The organism is Moraxella caprae DSM 19149, assembly GCF_000426885.1.
GTDB lineage: Bacteria > Pseudomonadota > Gammaproteobacteria > Pseudomonadales > Moraxellaceae > Moraxella > Moraxella caprae.
Genome location: NZ_KE384583.1, coordinates 31,061 through 44,176, shown reverse-complemented (window position 1 = coordinate 44,176; position 13,116 = coordinate 31,061). Strand labels below are relative to the sequence as shown.

14 protein-coding genes and 1 pseudogene are annotated in these 13,116 nt (G+C 45.1%); 5 read left to right on the top strand and 10 right to left on the bottom strand.

Features of this window, described 5'->3' with window-relative positions; genetic code table 11:
• Positions 1-1,821, bottom strand: a complete 1,821-nt coding sequence (locus tag K941_RS0112825; protein ID WP_029103894.1) for an acyl-CoA dehydrogenase C-terminal domain-containing protein — start codon at positions 1,819-1,821, stop codon at positions 1-3.
• A gap of 148 nt (positions 1,822-1,969) precedes the next feature.
• Positions 1,970-2,761: a shikimate dehydrogenase gene (gene aroE, locus K941_RS0112820; RefSeq protein WP_029103893.1), complete on the bottom strand. Its 792-nt coding sequence runs from the start codon at positions 2,759-2,761 to the stop codon at positions 1,970-1,972.
• 468 nt (positions 2,762-3,229) lie between these two features.
• Here aroE and K941_RS0112810 point away from each other — a divergent pair, with 468 nt between their 5' ends.
• Positions 3,230-3,826, top strand: coding sequence for a hypothetical protein (locus K941_RS0112810; protein ID WP_029103892.1), 597 nt, complete (start codon positions 3,230-3,232; stop codon positions 3,824-3,826).
• 209 nt (positions 3,827-4,035) lie between these two features.
• Here the strand turns inward: K941_RS0112810 and K941_RS0112805 are convergent, their stop codons facing one another.
• Both K941_RS0112805 and K941_RS16625 read right to left on the bottom strand, forming a co-directional pair.
• Entirely contained in the window at positions 4,036-4,509 is a 474-nt protein-coding gene (locus K941_RS0112805; RefSeq protein ID WP_051226082.1) for a DUF2799 domain-containing protein, read from the bottom strand.
• Positions 4,510-4,608: 99 nt separating this feature from the next.
• A complete protein-coding gene (locus K941_RS16625; protein ID WP_029103890.1) occupies positions 4,609-5,082 on the bottom strand; it encodes an MliC family protein in 474 nt (157 codons plus the stop codon).
• Between the two features lie 275 nt (positions 5,083-5,357).
• On the opposite strand from K941_RS16625, the gene K941_RS17295 reads away from it, so the two are divergent.
• Positions 5,358-5,531, top strand: coding sequence for a hypothetical protein (locus tag K941_RS17295; RefSeq protein WP_156892350.1), 174 nt, complete (start codon positions 5,358-5,360; stop codon positions 5,529-5,531).
• On the opposite strand, the gene K941_RS0112790 is transcribed toward K941_RS17295, so the two are convergent.
• The 3 genes from K941_RS0112790 to K941_RS0112780 all read right to left on the bottom strand — a co-directional run bounded on the left by K941_RS0112790 (position 5,491) and on the right by K941_RS0112780 (position 8,696).
• Positions 5,491-5,823: a hypothetical protein gene (locus K941_RS0112790; protein ID WP_029103889.1), complete on the bottom strand. Its 333-nt coding sequence runs from the start codon at positions 5,821-5,823 to the stop codon at positions 5,491-5,493. The two genes, K941_RS17295 and K941_RS0112790, sit on opposite strands and share 41 nt — an antisense overlap.
• 149 nt (positions 5,824-5,972) lie before the next feature.
• Positions 5,973-7,202 (bottom strand): Na+/H+ antiporter NhaA, encoded by a 1,230-nt coding sequence (gene nhaA / locus K941_RS16030; protein WP_036388482.1) that lies wholly within the window; start codon positions 7,200-7,202, stop codon positions 5,973-5,975.
• A gap of 213 nt (positions 7,203-7,415) precedes the next feature.
• On the bottom strand, positions 7,416-8,696 hold the full coding sequence (locus K941_RS0112780) for a dicarboxylate/amino acid:cation symporter (RefSeq protein ID WP_115341007.1): 1,281 nt from the start codon (positions 8,694-8,696) through the stop codon (positions 7,416-7,418).
• Between the two features lie 127 nt (positions 8,697-8,823).
• Here K941_RS0112780 and K941_RS0112775 point away from each other — a divergent pair, with 127 nt between their 5' ends.
• Positions 8,824-9,573, top strand: coding sequence for a TSUP family transporter (locus K941_RS0112775; protein WP_029103887.1), 750 nt, complete (start codon positions 8,824-8,826; stop codon positions 9,571-9,573).
• 87 nt (positions 9,574-9,660) lie between these two features.
• On the opposite strand, the pseudogene K941_RS16620 reads toward K941_RS0112775, so the two are convergent.
• A pseudogene (locus K941_RS16620) lies at positions 9,661-9,930 on the bottom strand (PIN domain-containing protein); the annotation flags it as partial.
• A 102-nt stretch (positions 9,931-10,032) separates the two neighbouring features.
• Complete coding sequence (locus K941_RS0112765) at positions 10,033-10,308, bottom strand: hypothetical protein (protein ID WP_029103886.1); 276 nt, start codon at positions 10,306-10,308, stop codon at positions 10,033-10,035.
• Positions 10,309-10,415: 107 nt separating this feature from the next.
• Between K941_RS0112765 and coaBC the strand changes: the two genes are divergently transcribed.
• Positions 10,416-11,630, top strand: a complete 1,215-nt coding sequence (gene coaBC / locus K941_RS0112760; protein ID WP_036388479.1) for a bifunctional phosphopantothenoylcysteine decarboxylase/phosphopantothenate--cysteine ligase CoaBC — start codon at positions 10,416-10,418, stop codon at positions 11,628-11,630.
• A 10-nt stretch (positions 11,631-11,640) separates the two neighbouring features.
• The gene (locus K941_RS0112755; protein WP_029103884.1) at positions 11,641-12,399 is read left to right on the top strand and encodes a sulfite exporter TauE/SafE family protein; all 759 of its coding nucleotides are present in this window, start codon (positions 11,641-11,643) and stop codon (positions 12,397-12,399) included.
• A gap of 162 nt (positions 12,400-12,561) precedes the next feature.
• Here K941_RS0112755 and K941_RS16020 read toward each other — a convergent pair.
• The coding region (locus K941_RS16020) for a WG repeat-containing protein (RefSeq protein WP_036388511.1) at positions 12,562-13,116 on the bottom strand (555 nt) is incomplete at its 5' end.

The following is a 13,116-nucleotide window of genomic DNA, read 5'->3' as shown; positions in this document are numbered from 1 at the left end:
TTAATCAATGATAAAATGCTCAATGTCCATGTCGGTCATCACTTCACTTGGGGCGGTCATGCTGTCGGCAAGCCCACTCGTGCGTGGTAGGATTTTATCAAAGTAAAACTCTGCCGTTTGGGTTTTGGCAAGGTAGAACTCACGGGGTTGTTCACCGCCATTTTTCATCTTATCAAAGGCAATCACCGCCATTCTTGCCCAGTGGTACGCCATCATCACATAGCCTGAGTACATGAGATAGTCTTCGGACGCTGCCGAGATAATCTCACGGTTTTTGCGTTTGGCGGTAATGGCAAGGCGTAAGGTCAAGGCGTTCCATTCGGCACACAGTTTGGTCAATGCCCAGACGTATTTACGCATGTCTTTATCCAGAGCATAGTCGCCACACCACTTCATGATACTGGCGGTATAATCACGCACCACTTTACCACCGCCTTGTAGCAGTACCTTGCGACCGAGCAAGTCTAGGGCTTGTACGCCTGTCGTGCCTTCGTACAGCGTGCTGATACGAGCATCACGGGCGATTTGTTCCATGCCCCATTCTTTGATGTAGCCATGACCGCCAAAGATTTGCAAGCCGTTTTTCACAGACTCTTGGGCGATTTCGGTCAAAAAGCCTTTTAGTACAGGCGTGAAAAAGCCCATTTTGTCTTCCCAACGCTCAATCTCTTTTTTGTCGCCACGCACGGTCGCATCCGCCAGTTTGTCCGAATAACGCCCAACATGATAAATCATGCTTCTTGCCCCTTCGGTAAATGCCTTTTGGGTCAATAGCATACGGCGGACATCGGCGTGATAGTGAATGGCATCAGCTGGTTTGTCAGGCTCTTTGGTGCCAGACAAGGCACGCATAGAACGGCGTTCTTTGGCATAGGGCAGTGAGTTTTGGAAAGCAAGCTCCATGTGAGCCAAGCCTTGAATGCCAGTGCCGACACGGGCGGTGTTCATGTAGGTGAACATCGCTTTTAGCCCTTTGTTTGGATCACCAATCAAAAACCCTGTGGCGTTGTCAAAGTTAATCACGCACGTGGCGGACGCACTAATACCCATTTTGTGTTCGATAGAGCCACAGCTCACGCCATTACGCTCGCCCATGTTGCCGTCATTGTCAGGCAGGAATTTTGGCACGATAAATAGTGAAATGCCCTTGGTGCCAGTAGGGGCATCAGGCAGGCGTGCCAGTACGATATGTACGATGTTCTCGGTTAGGTCATGTTCGCCAGCACTGATGAAAATCTTAGAGCCGTTAATGGCATAAGTGCCGTCATTGTTAGGCTTGGCGGATGTTTTCATTTGGTTTAGGTCGGTACCGCACTGGGCTTCGGTCAGACACATGGTGCCAGACCACTCGCCAGTAACGAGCTTAGGTAGGTATAGGTCTTTTTGCTCGGTCGTGCCGTACTCCAAAATGGTATTGACCGCCCCAAGCGATAGCCCTGGATACATGGCAAATGACCAGTTGGCGGTGCCAAGCATCTCTGATTTGATGAGATTAAGCGACATTGGCAGAGCTATACCGCCATACTGTTCAGGGTAGGCAATGCCTTGCCAGCCCCCTTGGGCGAACTGCTCGTACGCTTCTTTAAAGCCTTGGGGCGTGGTAACCTCGCCGTCCTTAAAATGACAACCTTCGGCATCGCCTGACTGATACAGGGGGGCGATGACGTTTTCGGCTAAGTCGGCAAAGCCTTCTAAAATCATGCTAACCGTTTCGCTGTCGGCATTTTTGCCATGCTCAAAGGTTTTGTAGTGGCTTGGATAATCAAAGACTTCATTGATGAGAAATTTGATGTCCCGTAGGGGGGCTTTGTACGTTAGCATAAGACAGCTCCTTTGTGATAAAAATAAGATAGGGGAAATGTGTGAAAACATCATTTCCTTACTATACCTTATTTTGTGATTTATACTAGGGGTTTTGTGTTAAAAATAACTATTTTTCATACATTTTTATTATTTTTATAAAAATAAATTATAAATCTAGCACCACCTTATCCAAATCCACCGCCCGACCTGTCCACAGCTCAAAGGATAAGCGAGCTTGATTGATAAGCATGCCCATGCCATCTATCTGTTTGGCGGTGTTAAAATGCTCCAAAAAAGCAGACGGTTTGCCATACATCATGTCATACGCCACATCAGCCGACACACCACCCAAATCCAGACTTTGCCCTGTGGTCGTGGCGGACGTGGCATTGATGATGACATCAAAATGTCCTGTCAGCTCGTCTAAGCCGTGGGCGTTGATAATAATGCCCTGCTTGGCAAAATCTTGGGCGAGTATTTGGGCTTTGGTAAGTGTGCGATTAAACACCGACACCACCGCACTACTTTGGATAAGCGGTAAAATCGCTCCCCGAGTTGCCCCACCTGCCCCGAGTATGGCGACTTTTTTACCGTTCAAATCCACGCCACGCCCCACCAAATCCGCCACCAGCCCCCGACCGTCCGTGTTATCGCCATAGAGCTTACCGTCTTTTATGGCAAGTGTGTTTGCCGCCCCTGCGTTTTTGGCGTATTCGCTTAATGTGCCGACTTCTTGGCAGATGTCAAACGCCATTTCTTTAAAGGGCAAGGTTACATTCGCCCCTACGCCCCCGCCATGAAAAAACGCTTCGATGACCGCCTTAAAACTGCCAAAATCATCAGGGCAAAATTGGCGGTTGTAGCTGATGTCAAGCCCCACAGAGCGAGCAAAGGCGGTATGAATGGCAGGGCTTTTAGAGTGGCTAATTGGGTTGCCGATGACGATAAAGTGGTGCATACATTGTCCTGATGAATTTAAAATAAAGGCTCTGGTTCAAAAAGTATGCTACAAAGAAAACTGTTCGTGGCGAGCTTGGGAAACCTAACGGTTTTCCTACCCGTAGGCAGGCTCAGGGCGAACGGAAAACCTAGTTTGGCATACTTTTTAGACTACTACCAAAATAAAAACTGTTAAAATGACCCAAAAACGGCTACAATAACTGCCATTATTTTCCCATATATGTAGGGCGTGCCTGCCATTGATAACATTGTTATAGGATATGACAAAGATTTGATGATTTCAATCCATTTTTGCATGAAAAATGGCTAAATCTGGTTTTTCTTCGTCAAAATCCTTGTTGATATTGCAATATCAACTGCGGACTTTTCCTTGAAAAACGGGCGATTTCCCCTATTTTTCATTGCAAATACCAAAGGCAGGCACGCCCTATCATTAACACAAGCCATTTTACCATTTATATCAGCCATGACCGACACCAATTCTGCTCCTGCCAAAAAATCCTTTAAAACCCCCATCATTTGGGCGGTCATCATCGCCTGTACCGTGGTATTGGCGTTGTTTTTTCGTCCTGCCACGCACAAGGATGTGGTGCAAGATGACGGCGAGCCAAAGGTTTATGAAAAAGTGGTCTATGACGTGGCAAATTGGCAAGCAAATCCTACCATCAATGAGACAGGGCGAGGCAGGTTTGAGCGTGCCAAAACGCTGATAGCTCTGACCGCCACCAAGTCGGACGCCTTGGATTTTCATGGGGCTATGGCGGACAAATACAGCTATACATCAGGACACGAACCGCCTCTATATGTCATCGAGTCGGATAAACTCTTTGAGCTGGCATGGTACTACGCTCACCCCAAAGACAGCGATACCATCAAGCAGGCAAGCCACGCCCATGCCCAAAAAGCCCACGCCCTTGCCACCGCCTTATATGGCGATGACGGCAAAGCGGTGTTGGAGCAAATGCTGACAGAGCAATCGGTCGGGGCGGAGCTACTACAAAAACATGGCATATTAAAGGCAGAATGCGTCAATTATACCTGCCAGCTTATCATGAAAAAATAGACAAATAAAAAGGTGTAAGGGTATTTTACATTGTCTATATTAAATCTCTTTTCAAACTAAAAATAAACCCTGATAAACACTGGGTTTGAAGTTTTTAAAAATCTACAAAAATCGGGGTTTGGAAAGAAGTCTATTATCATGAGCAACCGTAGGGCGTGTAACACACACTGCTTATTGGACTGATATTTTAAAAATCACCCAAATTGGCTCTACCACCACCAATAAGGACGGTAAGGATAGCCATACCAACCGCCATAACCATAATGCATGCGGGTCATGCGTTCGCTCATCTGATGTTGCTCTAAGCCCATCATATTGGCACGGTGTAGCTCTTCTAGGGTCTTGCTGTCGCCGACATCACACACGCCTTGTAGGGTGTAGCCCATTCGCCCCATGTTGTAGGCGTTGTCTATGGTGCAGTAGGATTTTAACCCTGCTTGGCGACCTTGCTCCCACAAGGCGCGGTCAGGCGTGGCAAGCCCTTGGCAGGTTTTGGCATGGCGTAATATCTCTTGACTGCTTGCCCCACGCAGACCGTCAGCACGACCCACCTGCTCCCAATTGGCGGACGAGCAGTCGGCTTGTTTTAATGTGGCAGTTGTAGCACAGCCTGTGAGTGCGAGCATGGGTAGGGCGGTGAGTAGGAATGCTTTTTTTGTGATAGGTTTTGTGATAGGTTTCATGACGGATTGCCTTTTATTATTGATAAAAAACGCACAAGCATGGCTTATGCGTTTTATTTGGCTGTATTTAGCCAAGACAAGCTAACTTGTTCGCTACCATCAGTGAGCATGGCTGTGCATGGGGCGAGTACCTTCGCATTTTAGGCTATATACAGCGCCATCAGCAGTGGTTACATCCAACACGCCAAATTTGTTTTTGGTGTGCCATTCGTATTTTGACTCAGGATTGACATCATTAACAAACAGCATGCCAGAGGCGGATTTGGCAGTTTGCATTTCAACATCAACACTTTCTAACCCAAGGCTAGGAGCGGTGATATTTAGCAGGGCATGACCTGCGTCAGGGTTGTATTTGGCGGTGACTTTACCGTCTTTTTCGCACAGGTACTTTTCGGTTATCTCGCCATAATGATGTTTTTTGCCGTGCTTATGCTCATGCTTGTCGCCATATTTGTGGGCGTGCTTGCCTTGCATTTCTTGGGGTTTGGGCTGTTTGATGGTTTGGCTGTTATTCGTGGTACAGCCTGTCAATACCAAGGCACCCACAGCAGTCGCAATCAATAATTTTTGCATGACAATCTCCTTAAAAGATAAAAATAAAATCAGTTATCATTTAAATGATATATTTATTATAAATGAAATTCCAATGACTTTTGTAACAAATTTTTTCAAAATAAGAGTAAACTTGTAAAAAACTTTAACACAACTTTTATTGTGAAAAACTGATGTGATAAAAGGCGGGTATGCCCTAATCATCATTTTCTTTTAAAATAGCCATCATGCCTTGACTTTGTTTTGCCTAAAAGCTATATTTTAATGACTTGCCACACGATCTCACGCTAAACGCCATGACAAAATCCCTGCGAGCCTATGGAGCAACCACCCAAAACAGCGAGCTGATGAGCCTATGGAATGGTGTGGGCGTGGCGGACTGCCGTGATGAGTCTATGAGTGAGCTTGTGGCAAGACTAACGGCATGCCCTAATCAACCAAATACACCACGTTATCGCCGTCTTTTTTGATGACATGGTTAAGCTCTAAACGTTTGATGATGTCATCGATATCGGTATTTTGACCGCCTCGAAAGCTAAAAATCGCTTCCAAAAATGTCCGTAGTGCAGGCAGGCGATTGGGCTTACTTTTTAGCACTCGCTCCAAGCAATAGTCATAATCGGCAGAGGGTGGCAGTTTTTCGGTAGGGGCGGATGATGAGCTTGGGGCGAGCATGAGTTGCCCGAGCAGATGATGAGCCAGTTTTAGTTTGTCCGTATCAGACAAGGCGGACGCCAAACCAAGGACGGTGCGATAAGACATGGGAGTTTCCTTAAATCATGGGGCTGATAATGATGGCACTGATGGGTGATGAAGTTGGTTTATTGTATGACAAACACGGATAAATGAAAAGAGCAGATAACAAAAAGCGGACATGTTACCCGCTTTTTGTTTTTTTGTTTTTGGCATGATTAATGTTTGGGCGGTTCGCCAACACCCAGATACATCTCATCATTTTTGGCAAGGGTGGGATGGTCAGCGTCTTTGATGTTGGCACGCAAGACAAGATAACCCACAATGCCCGAGATAAGCGAACCTAGGATAATGCCCAAGCGTGGGTCATAATCCTCAGGAATGCCACCAAAGGCAAGTCCTGAGATAAAGAGCGACATGGTAAAGCCGATACCGCAAAGCAGAGATACGCCATAGATTTGCATGAAGTTTGTGCCTGTGGGCAGTTTGACCAAACCCATTTTGACGACCAAAAACACAGGAATTATCACGCCAAGCTGTTTACCAATAAACAGACCTAGGGCAATACCCATGGGTACGCCGTGCATGAGCTCGCCCATGTTAGTCCCCGCCAGCGAAATCCCTGCATTGGCAAAGGCAAATAGAGGTAAGATACCAAAGGCGACAGTATTGTGTAAATCGTGTTCTAGCTCTTCTAGGGGCGAATGCTCAGGGTCGGCGTTGTTTTTCAAAGGAATAAAAAATGCCAAAAGTACGCCTGCTAAGGTTGCATGCACGCCCGATTTTAACATGGCGGCCCATAGGATAAGCCCGATAAGCAGATAAGGCGTGAGACGGGTAACGTTTAGACGATTTAGTAGGAATAAAAAGGGCAAACACACCGCTGCCACGCCCAGTGATATCAATGATAATTCAGACGTGTAGAACAAGGCAATGATGATAATCGCCCCGATGTCATCAAAGATGGCAATGGATACCAAAAATACTTTTAAGGCATTGGGGACTTTGTTGCCGAGCAAGCTAAGCACGCCAATGGCAAAGGCGATGTCCGTGGCAGCAGGGATTGCCCAGCCTTTTAGAGCCTCAGCATCACCATAATTTAGTCCATAATAGACCAAAGCAGGAGCAGTCATGCCACCGATGGCACAGATGGCAGGCAGGACGATTTGCTTGACATCGGACAGCTCACCTATCAAAGCCTCACGTTTTAATTCTAGCCCCACCAAAAAGAAAAAGACCGCCATCAGACCGTCATTAATCCAATGATGAGCGTCTTTGGCAATCTCAAATTGACCAATTTGCACCACGACAGGAGCATGAATAAAAGCATTATAAAGTTCAGATAAAGGTGAGTTTGCAACAATCATTGCAAGTACGGCAGCTAAGGCAAGGATGATGCCCCCAGCGGCTTCTAAGGCAAAAAAGGTTTTTATGCGACTCATCGACATGACTATCTTTTCCTATAAATATAAATGAAGGAACAAAACCCATAATTATAAAAATTAGTTATAAATAAAAATTAACCAATCTTGTGAATATATCACAAAAATTAATAATACGAAAGCAGTTTTGTGATTATTTGTGTAAGTTTTCTTTCTATATATTTGCCAAATGCAAGTAAAAACCGCCCAACAAAAGATGAGCGGTTTTTTCAAAAATAATCAAGAATCCCACGCTTCTTTATCCAACGTATTTTCTTGTTTGGCAACAGTTACCACCCCTGCGATATCGCCCCCAACGTTTAGGGCAGTGCGTCCCATATCAAGCAAGGCATCAATGCCTAAAATCATGCCATAGGCAATCGCCACCGCCGAGCCAGCTTCCACAGGCAAGCCAATGGATTCTAGCACCATAAGTAGCATAATCGCCCCTGCCCCTGGCACACCTGCTGTCCCAATCGCCCCAAGCACGGCAGTCATCGTGATGGTCAGCATTTGCGAGCCGTCAAGCGGTACACCCACCGCATTGGCGATAAAAATCGCACACACGCCAAGATATACAGTCGTGCCGTCCATGTTCATCGTCGAGCCGACAGGCAAGCCAAAACTATAAATGTTCTTAGGCACACCCATGCTTTGCGATGACTGGATAGACACAGGTAAGGTTGCCCCTGATGAGCGGGTTACAAAGCCTGTGATAAGGGCAGGGCGAGCCTTTTTCAAAAAGACAAGTGGGGAGAGCTTCATCAACGCACAAATCACGCAGTACACCAGTAGGATTTGCATGATAAAGCCGACATAAACGGTTGCCGTAACGCTTGCCAAGGAACCAAAAGCGGTTGCCCCATTTTTTGAAAAAACAATAAAAATCAACGCAAACACGCCAATCGGAGCGTACTGCATGACCCAACCGACAATCTTAAACATCGCTTGGCTAACCCCGTCCACAAAATAAAACACGGTATCCGAGCTTTTTTTGACATTCTCATCATCGCTATCACGCCCAAAGGCAAGGGCGATGCCAAATATCAAACAAAAGAAAATCATGGGCAAAACTTGACCGCTACTAATCACACCGATTGGGTTCGTGGGGACGATTTCAAGCAGGATTTGAAGCATGCTTGGGGCTTCGGCGGTTTTGCCTTCGCTTGCGGTGTCGGCGATGAGTTCTAGCCCCAAACCAGGGTTAAAGAGCTTGCCCACGCCAAGCCCGATGATAATGGCAAAAATGGACGTAATGGTATAATAAATGAGTGTTTTTATGCCGATACGCCCAAGCTGGGCAGGTGTGATTGAGCTTGCTCCCACGATGAGCGTGGACGCAATGACAGGAATGACAATCATCTTTAGCAGACGAATGAACAGCTCGCCAATGGGCGATAAAATGCTAATGGCGGTTTGGGCATTTTGAAAAATGATACCGCAGATTGAGCCTAGGATTAAGCCGATTAGGATTCTTAATAATAAGTTTGGCTTAAAATACCATGAAAAAAGTTTTGACATTGAAATGCCCTATGTGAATGATAACTAAAAATAACAAAAATTTGCGTATTTTAACATAAAAAGGATTTTTTGGGATAAATTATGATAAAATAAGTTTTTGTGATAAAACTTAAAATAAAGGCAATTTATGGAACTCACCACTCAGCTTATTTCCATACTCTTTTTTGTGGCGTTATTTGCAGGCTTTATTGATGCCATGGCAGGTGGGGGCGGACTTTTGACCATTCCTGCCTTGCTTTTGACAGGCATGAACCCTGTGGCGGTGCTTGCCACCAACAAATTACAAGCGTCCGCTGGCTCATTCTCGGCAAGCCTTGCGATGATAAAAAAGGGGCTAATCCACCCCAAAATGATGAAAATTGCCTTACTCTTTGCCTTTGTTGGCTCAGGCGTAGGGACGATTTTAGTACAGCTCTCGCCCCCTGATTTTTTAAAAAAGGCGTTGCCCTTTGTCATTGGGCTGGTGGGGCTTTATACGCTGTTTTCGCCCAATTTGGGCAAACTTCAAACCACGCCAAAAATGAGCCAAAAAACCTACGAACGCACCATTGCCCCTTTGATTGGTTTTTATGATGGTTATTTTGGACCTGCAACGGGGACATTTTTTAGTCTGTCGCAGGTGGTTTTGCGTGGACGAGAATTGGTGCAAGCCACCGCTCGGGCGAAACTGTTAAACTTTGCCACCAATTTTGCCAGTTTGATATTTTTTATCATTGGCGGGCAGATTGTTTGGGTGGTGGGGCTTGTGATGATGGTCGGGCAAATCATTGGGGCGTTTTTGGGCAGTCATTTTGTGGTTAAAGGCGGGGCAAAATTTATCCGCCCTGTGATTGTGGTGGTGTGTTTTTGTATGGTGGTAAAATATGTTTTCTTTTGATTGGATTGATATTGGGGGAAGGTGCGTAATAGGCAATCTTTAAAATCCAAATAACACCATTATTCAAGCAACTCAAAATTCAAATGCTTAGACGCTTTTTTTATCAAAAGTCATCACGGGTAAATTATTTGCTGATTGACAACGACAAGCAATTAACAAATCGGATAAATCATAAGTATTGTTTTTGGCAAGTAATAAAGTATTTTTGACGTGATTGGCATTTTCTACCACCAAAAATTTTGTGTCGCATAATAACAATAAATTATCAATAATTTCTTGTCTTTTGATTTTGTATAAATGCGACAGCACCCAATTAACTTCCAAAAGAACTAACATTGGAATAAAGGCTTTGGTATTTTCATTTTCTAAGTTGGCAAATAGTTGGGTAACTTTTAAAAATTACTCATCATCGTCTTGGGTAAAAAATCGTACCAGCACATTGGTATCCAAAGAAACCATTTAAATCTCCCTGCTTGCATATACTTCGGCAATACTCTCATTCATTTCTTCAATCGTTGCCACAATGTCGGTTTTGATGGTCTTTTTTGCCAATAATTCAGCCAAAGACAGTTTTTTGCTTGGCTTGGGTATTTCGGCTTGGGTGGGTTTAACCCTATCCAAAATCGGCAAATCAAAATGAATTAACCCATTTTCATCAGCCAATAGCTTTAACTGCGACAAATCCACATTAGGAATGATTAAAGTGTTATTTTGAATAATAGCGGTAACTTGCATTGTAATTGCTCCAAAATTTATTCCCATTATAAATAAAATCTCCCCAAATGGCAAACACCGCCAATTTATGCTAAAATAGCCCATTTTTTTAATTTATCTTTAAGTCAATGACCCCCAAAATCCTACTTGCCATTACGGGCGGGATTTCCGCCTACAAATCCGCCATTTTGGCACGCCTACTTATCAAAAACGGACATCAAGTGCGTGTGATGATGACCCCTTCAGCTTGCGAGTTTATCACGCCTTTGACCTTCCAAGCCTTGACGGGCAACGAAGTCCACACCGAGCTTTTGGACGCACAAGCCGAACGTGGCATGGGGCATATTGAGCTTGCCAAATGGGCGGATTTGGTTGTCATTGCCCCAGCGTCTGCCAACACCATTGGCAAACTGGCAAACGGACTTGCCGACAACCTTGTCACTGCCGTGATTCTTGCCACCACCGCCCCTGTGATGCTCGCCCCTGCGATGAACCAAGCGATGTGGGGCAACACCATTGTGCAGGACAATTTGGCAAAACTTGCCCGTTTTGGCTTTACTATCATTGCCCCCGACAGCGGTGAGCAGGCGTGTGGCGATGTCGGGGCGGGGCGATTGCCTGAGCCTGAAACCTTGTGCGAGCAAATTTCCCAGTTTTTAACCGTCCAAAACACCGCCCAAACTTTGGCGGGCAAAATGGTCGTCATCACCGCAGGGGCAACGCTTGAACCCATTGACCCCGTCCGCTATCTGTCCAACCACTCCACAGGCAAAATGGGCTATGCTCTGGCAAAAGCGTGCGTGGGTGCAGGGGCGAAGGTTATCATCATCGCAGGCGAAAAGGTAAGCTTGCCCACGCCACTTGGAGCAGAAAAATGCACGATTGGTACGGCGGACGAGATGTTAAAGGTATGCTTACAAGTGTGTGAAAAGGCGGATATTTTTATCGCCACCGCTGCCGTAGCGGATTTTAAGGTTGCCAATATCGCCACACAAAAACTTAAAAAAACGGCTGATAATGACGGCTTGACCTTGCACCTTGTCAAAAACCCCGATGTCTTGGCAACAATTTCCACCACTTATCCGCACCTTTTGACCGTTGGTTTTGCTGCCGAAACACAAGATATTGAAAATTATGCCAAAGGTAAACTCATCGCCAAAAATTTGGATATGATTGCAGTCAATGATGTCTCGGATAAGACGATTGGCTTTGGCAGTGATGACAATGCGATGACGGTATTTTTTGCCGAAAAATATGGGCTTGATAAGGTCAACTTGGCAAAAATGAGTAAGGATAAGATTGCCGAGCGGTTGGTGGGGTGTGTTGCCAACTTATTAAAATAAAAGGACTTTTATGAAATTTGAACTTTGGCTCATTCCCCTATTTCTTATCGCAAGCCTACTTCACGGCATTGCAGGTATGGGCTTTCCGCTGATTACCATTGGGGCGTTGTCGGGGGTTTATGGGCTGACTTCTGCCATTGTGCTGGTGCTGGTGCCAACGGCGGTGCTTAATCTGATTGCGTGGGTCGGTGGCTCAGGCGGTGTATGGCGCAACGCCACTTTTTATCTTAAAAAATATTGGTTGCTCGTTGTGGTGTCCATTCTTGGCAGTGCGTTGGGGGCGTATTTGCTTTTGGTGGTTAATTCTGCTTATCTAATGCTTGCCCTAGCGGTGGTGGTGCTGTGGTATGCGACTACGAGTCTGATGGGTAAAAAAATCGTCCTACCCAATGCCACCACATCGCTTGTGGTGATTGGCTTTGTCGCAGGCGTGGTCGGCGGGGCAACTAATGCGATGTCGTCCGTGCTTTTGATGTATCTACGTTCAATGACTGATGATAAGGACACGATTATCAAGGTCGGTAATTTGTGTTATTTTGTTAATAAATTGGTACAAGCCATTATTTTAAAAGAAGTTTTATTAGAAGTGCCTGCCCAAACTTGGACGATGATAATCGCCTTGACCGTGCTGTCTGTGGTCGGTATCGTCATCGGAGCAAAACTTGGCAAACGCCTACCGTCCGACAAATTCCGCACGCTTATCCTGTGGGTGCTTATCGGACTTGGGATTAAGGTTGGTTGGCAAGGGGTGCAGGGGGTTTGGTTGTAACTTCTTTTAAGATTTGGACGTGTAGGAGCGAATTGCAATTCGCCCTGAATTTATTTGACAAAACTCTCTGTAAAAACAATCATTTTTGGGTACGATGACAATAAAAAACACGATAATCACCGTGTTTTTTATTGGATTTATTTTAAAAATCTAGTGCCAAAATCAATTTAGGCGTTTGCCTGTTTCGTCTATATAAAATTCTTCGCCGTTTAGTTGCACTTTGGCTTTACCATCGATAAAAACCCAAGCATTATCATATTGAACAGGGATAACCACTTTACCTGCTTTATCAATAAGCCCCCATTTGCCGTTTTGTTTGACTTTTGCCAAGCCCTCTGAAAAGCTTTCAACATCATCATATTGAATGGGAATAATCACCTTACCTGTTTTATCAATAAACCCCCATTTGTTGTTTTGTCTGACTTCTGCCAAGCCGTCTGAAAAGCTCCAAGCATTATCATATTGAATGGGAATAACCACTTTACCTGTCTTATCAACAAAACCGTATTTGTTGTTTTGTCTGACTTCTGCCAAGCCGTCTGAAAAGCTCCAAGCATTATCATATTGAATGGGAATAACCACTTTACCTGTCTTATCAACAAAACCGTATTTGTTGTTTTGTCTGACTTCTGCCAAGCCGTCTGAAAAACCCAAAGCCCAATCATATTGAATGGGAATAACCACTTTACCTGTTTTATCAATAAACCCCCATTTGCC

What these genes read in the sequence shown, in the direction of transcription:
- K941_RS0112825 (WP_029103894.1), bottom strand. Translation starts at nt 1,821, where the DNA reads ATGCTAACGTACAAAGCCCCCCTACGGGACATCAAATTTCTCATCAAT.
- aroE (WP_029103893.1), bottom strand. Translation starts at nt 2,761, where the DNA reads ATGCACCACTTTATCGTCATCGGCAACCCAATTAGCCACTCTAAAAGC.
- K941_RS0112810 (WP_029103892.1), top strand. Translation starts at nt 3,230, where the DNA reads ATGACCGACACCAATTCTGCTCCTGCCAAAAAATCCTTTAAAACCCCC.
- K941_RS0112805 (WP_051226082.1), bottom strand. Translation starts at nt 4,509, where the DNA reads ATGAAACCTATCACAAAACCTATCACAAAAAAAGCATTCCTACTCACC.
- K941_RS16625 (WP_029103890.1), bottom strand. Translation starts at nt 5,082, where the DNA reads ATGCAAAAATTATTGATTGCGACTGCTGTGGGTGCCTTGGTATTGACA.
- K941_RS17295 (WP_156892350.1), top strand. Translation starts at nt 5,358, where the DNA reads ATGACAAAATCCCTGCGAGCCTATGGAGCAACCACCCAAAACAGCGAG.
- K941_RS0112790 (WP_029103889.1), bottom strand. Translation starts at nt 5,823, where the DNA reads ATGTCTTATCGCACCGTCCTTGGTTTGGCGTCCGCCTTGTCTGATACG.
- nhaA (WP_036388482.1), bottom strand. Translation starts at nt 7,202, where the DNA reads ATGTCGATGAGTCGCATAAAAACCTTTTTTGCCTTAGAAGCCGCTGGG.
- K941_RS0112780 (WP_115341007.1), bottom strand. Translation starts at nt 8,696, where the DNA reads ATGTCAAAACTTTTTTCATGGTATTTTAAGCCAAACTTATTATTAAGA.
- K941_RS0112775 (WP_029103887.1), top strand. Translation starts at nt 8,824, where the DNA reads ATGGAACTCACCACTCAGCTTATTTCCATACTCTTTTTTGTGGCGTTA.
- K941_RS0112765 (WP_029103886.1), bottom strand. Translation starts at nt 10,308, where the DNA reads ATGCAAGTTACCGCTATTATTCAAAATAACACTTTAATCATTCCTAAT.
- coaBC (WP_036388479.1), top strand. Translation starts at nt 10,416, where the DNA reads ATGACCCCCAAAATCCTACTTGCCATTACGGGCGGGATTTCCGCCTAC.
- K941_RS0112755 (WP_029103884.1), top strand. Translation starts at nt 11,641, where the DNA reads ATGAAATTTGAACTTTGGCTCATTCCCCTATTTCTTATCGCAAGCCTA.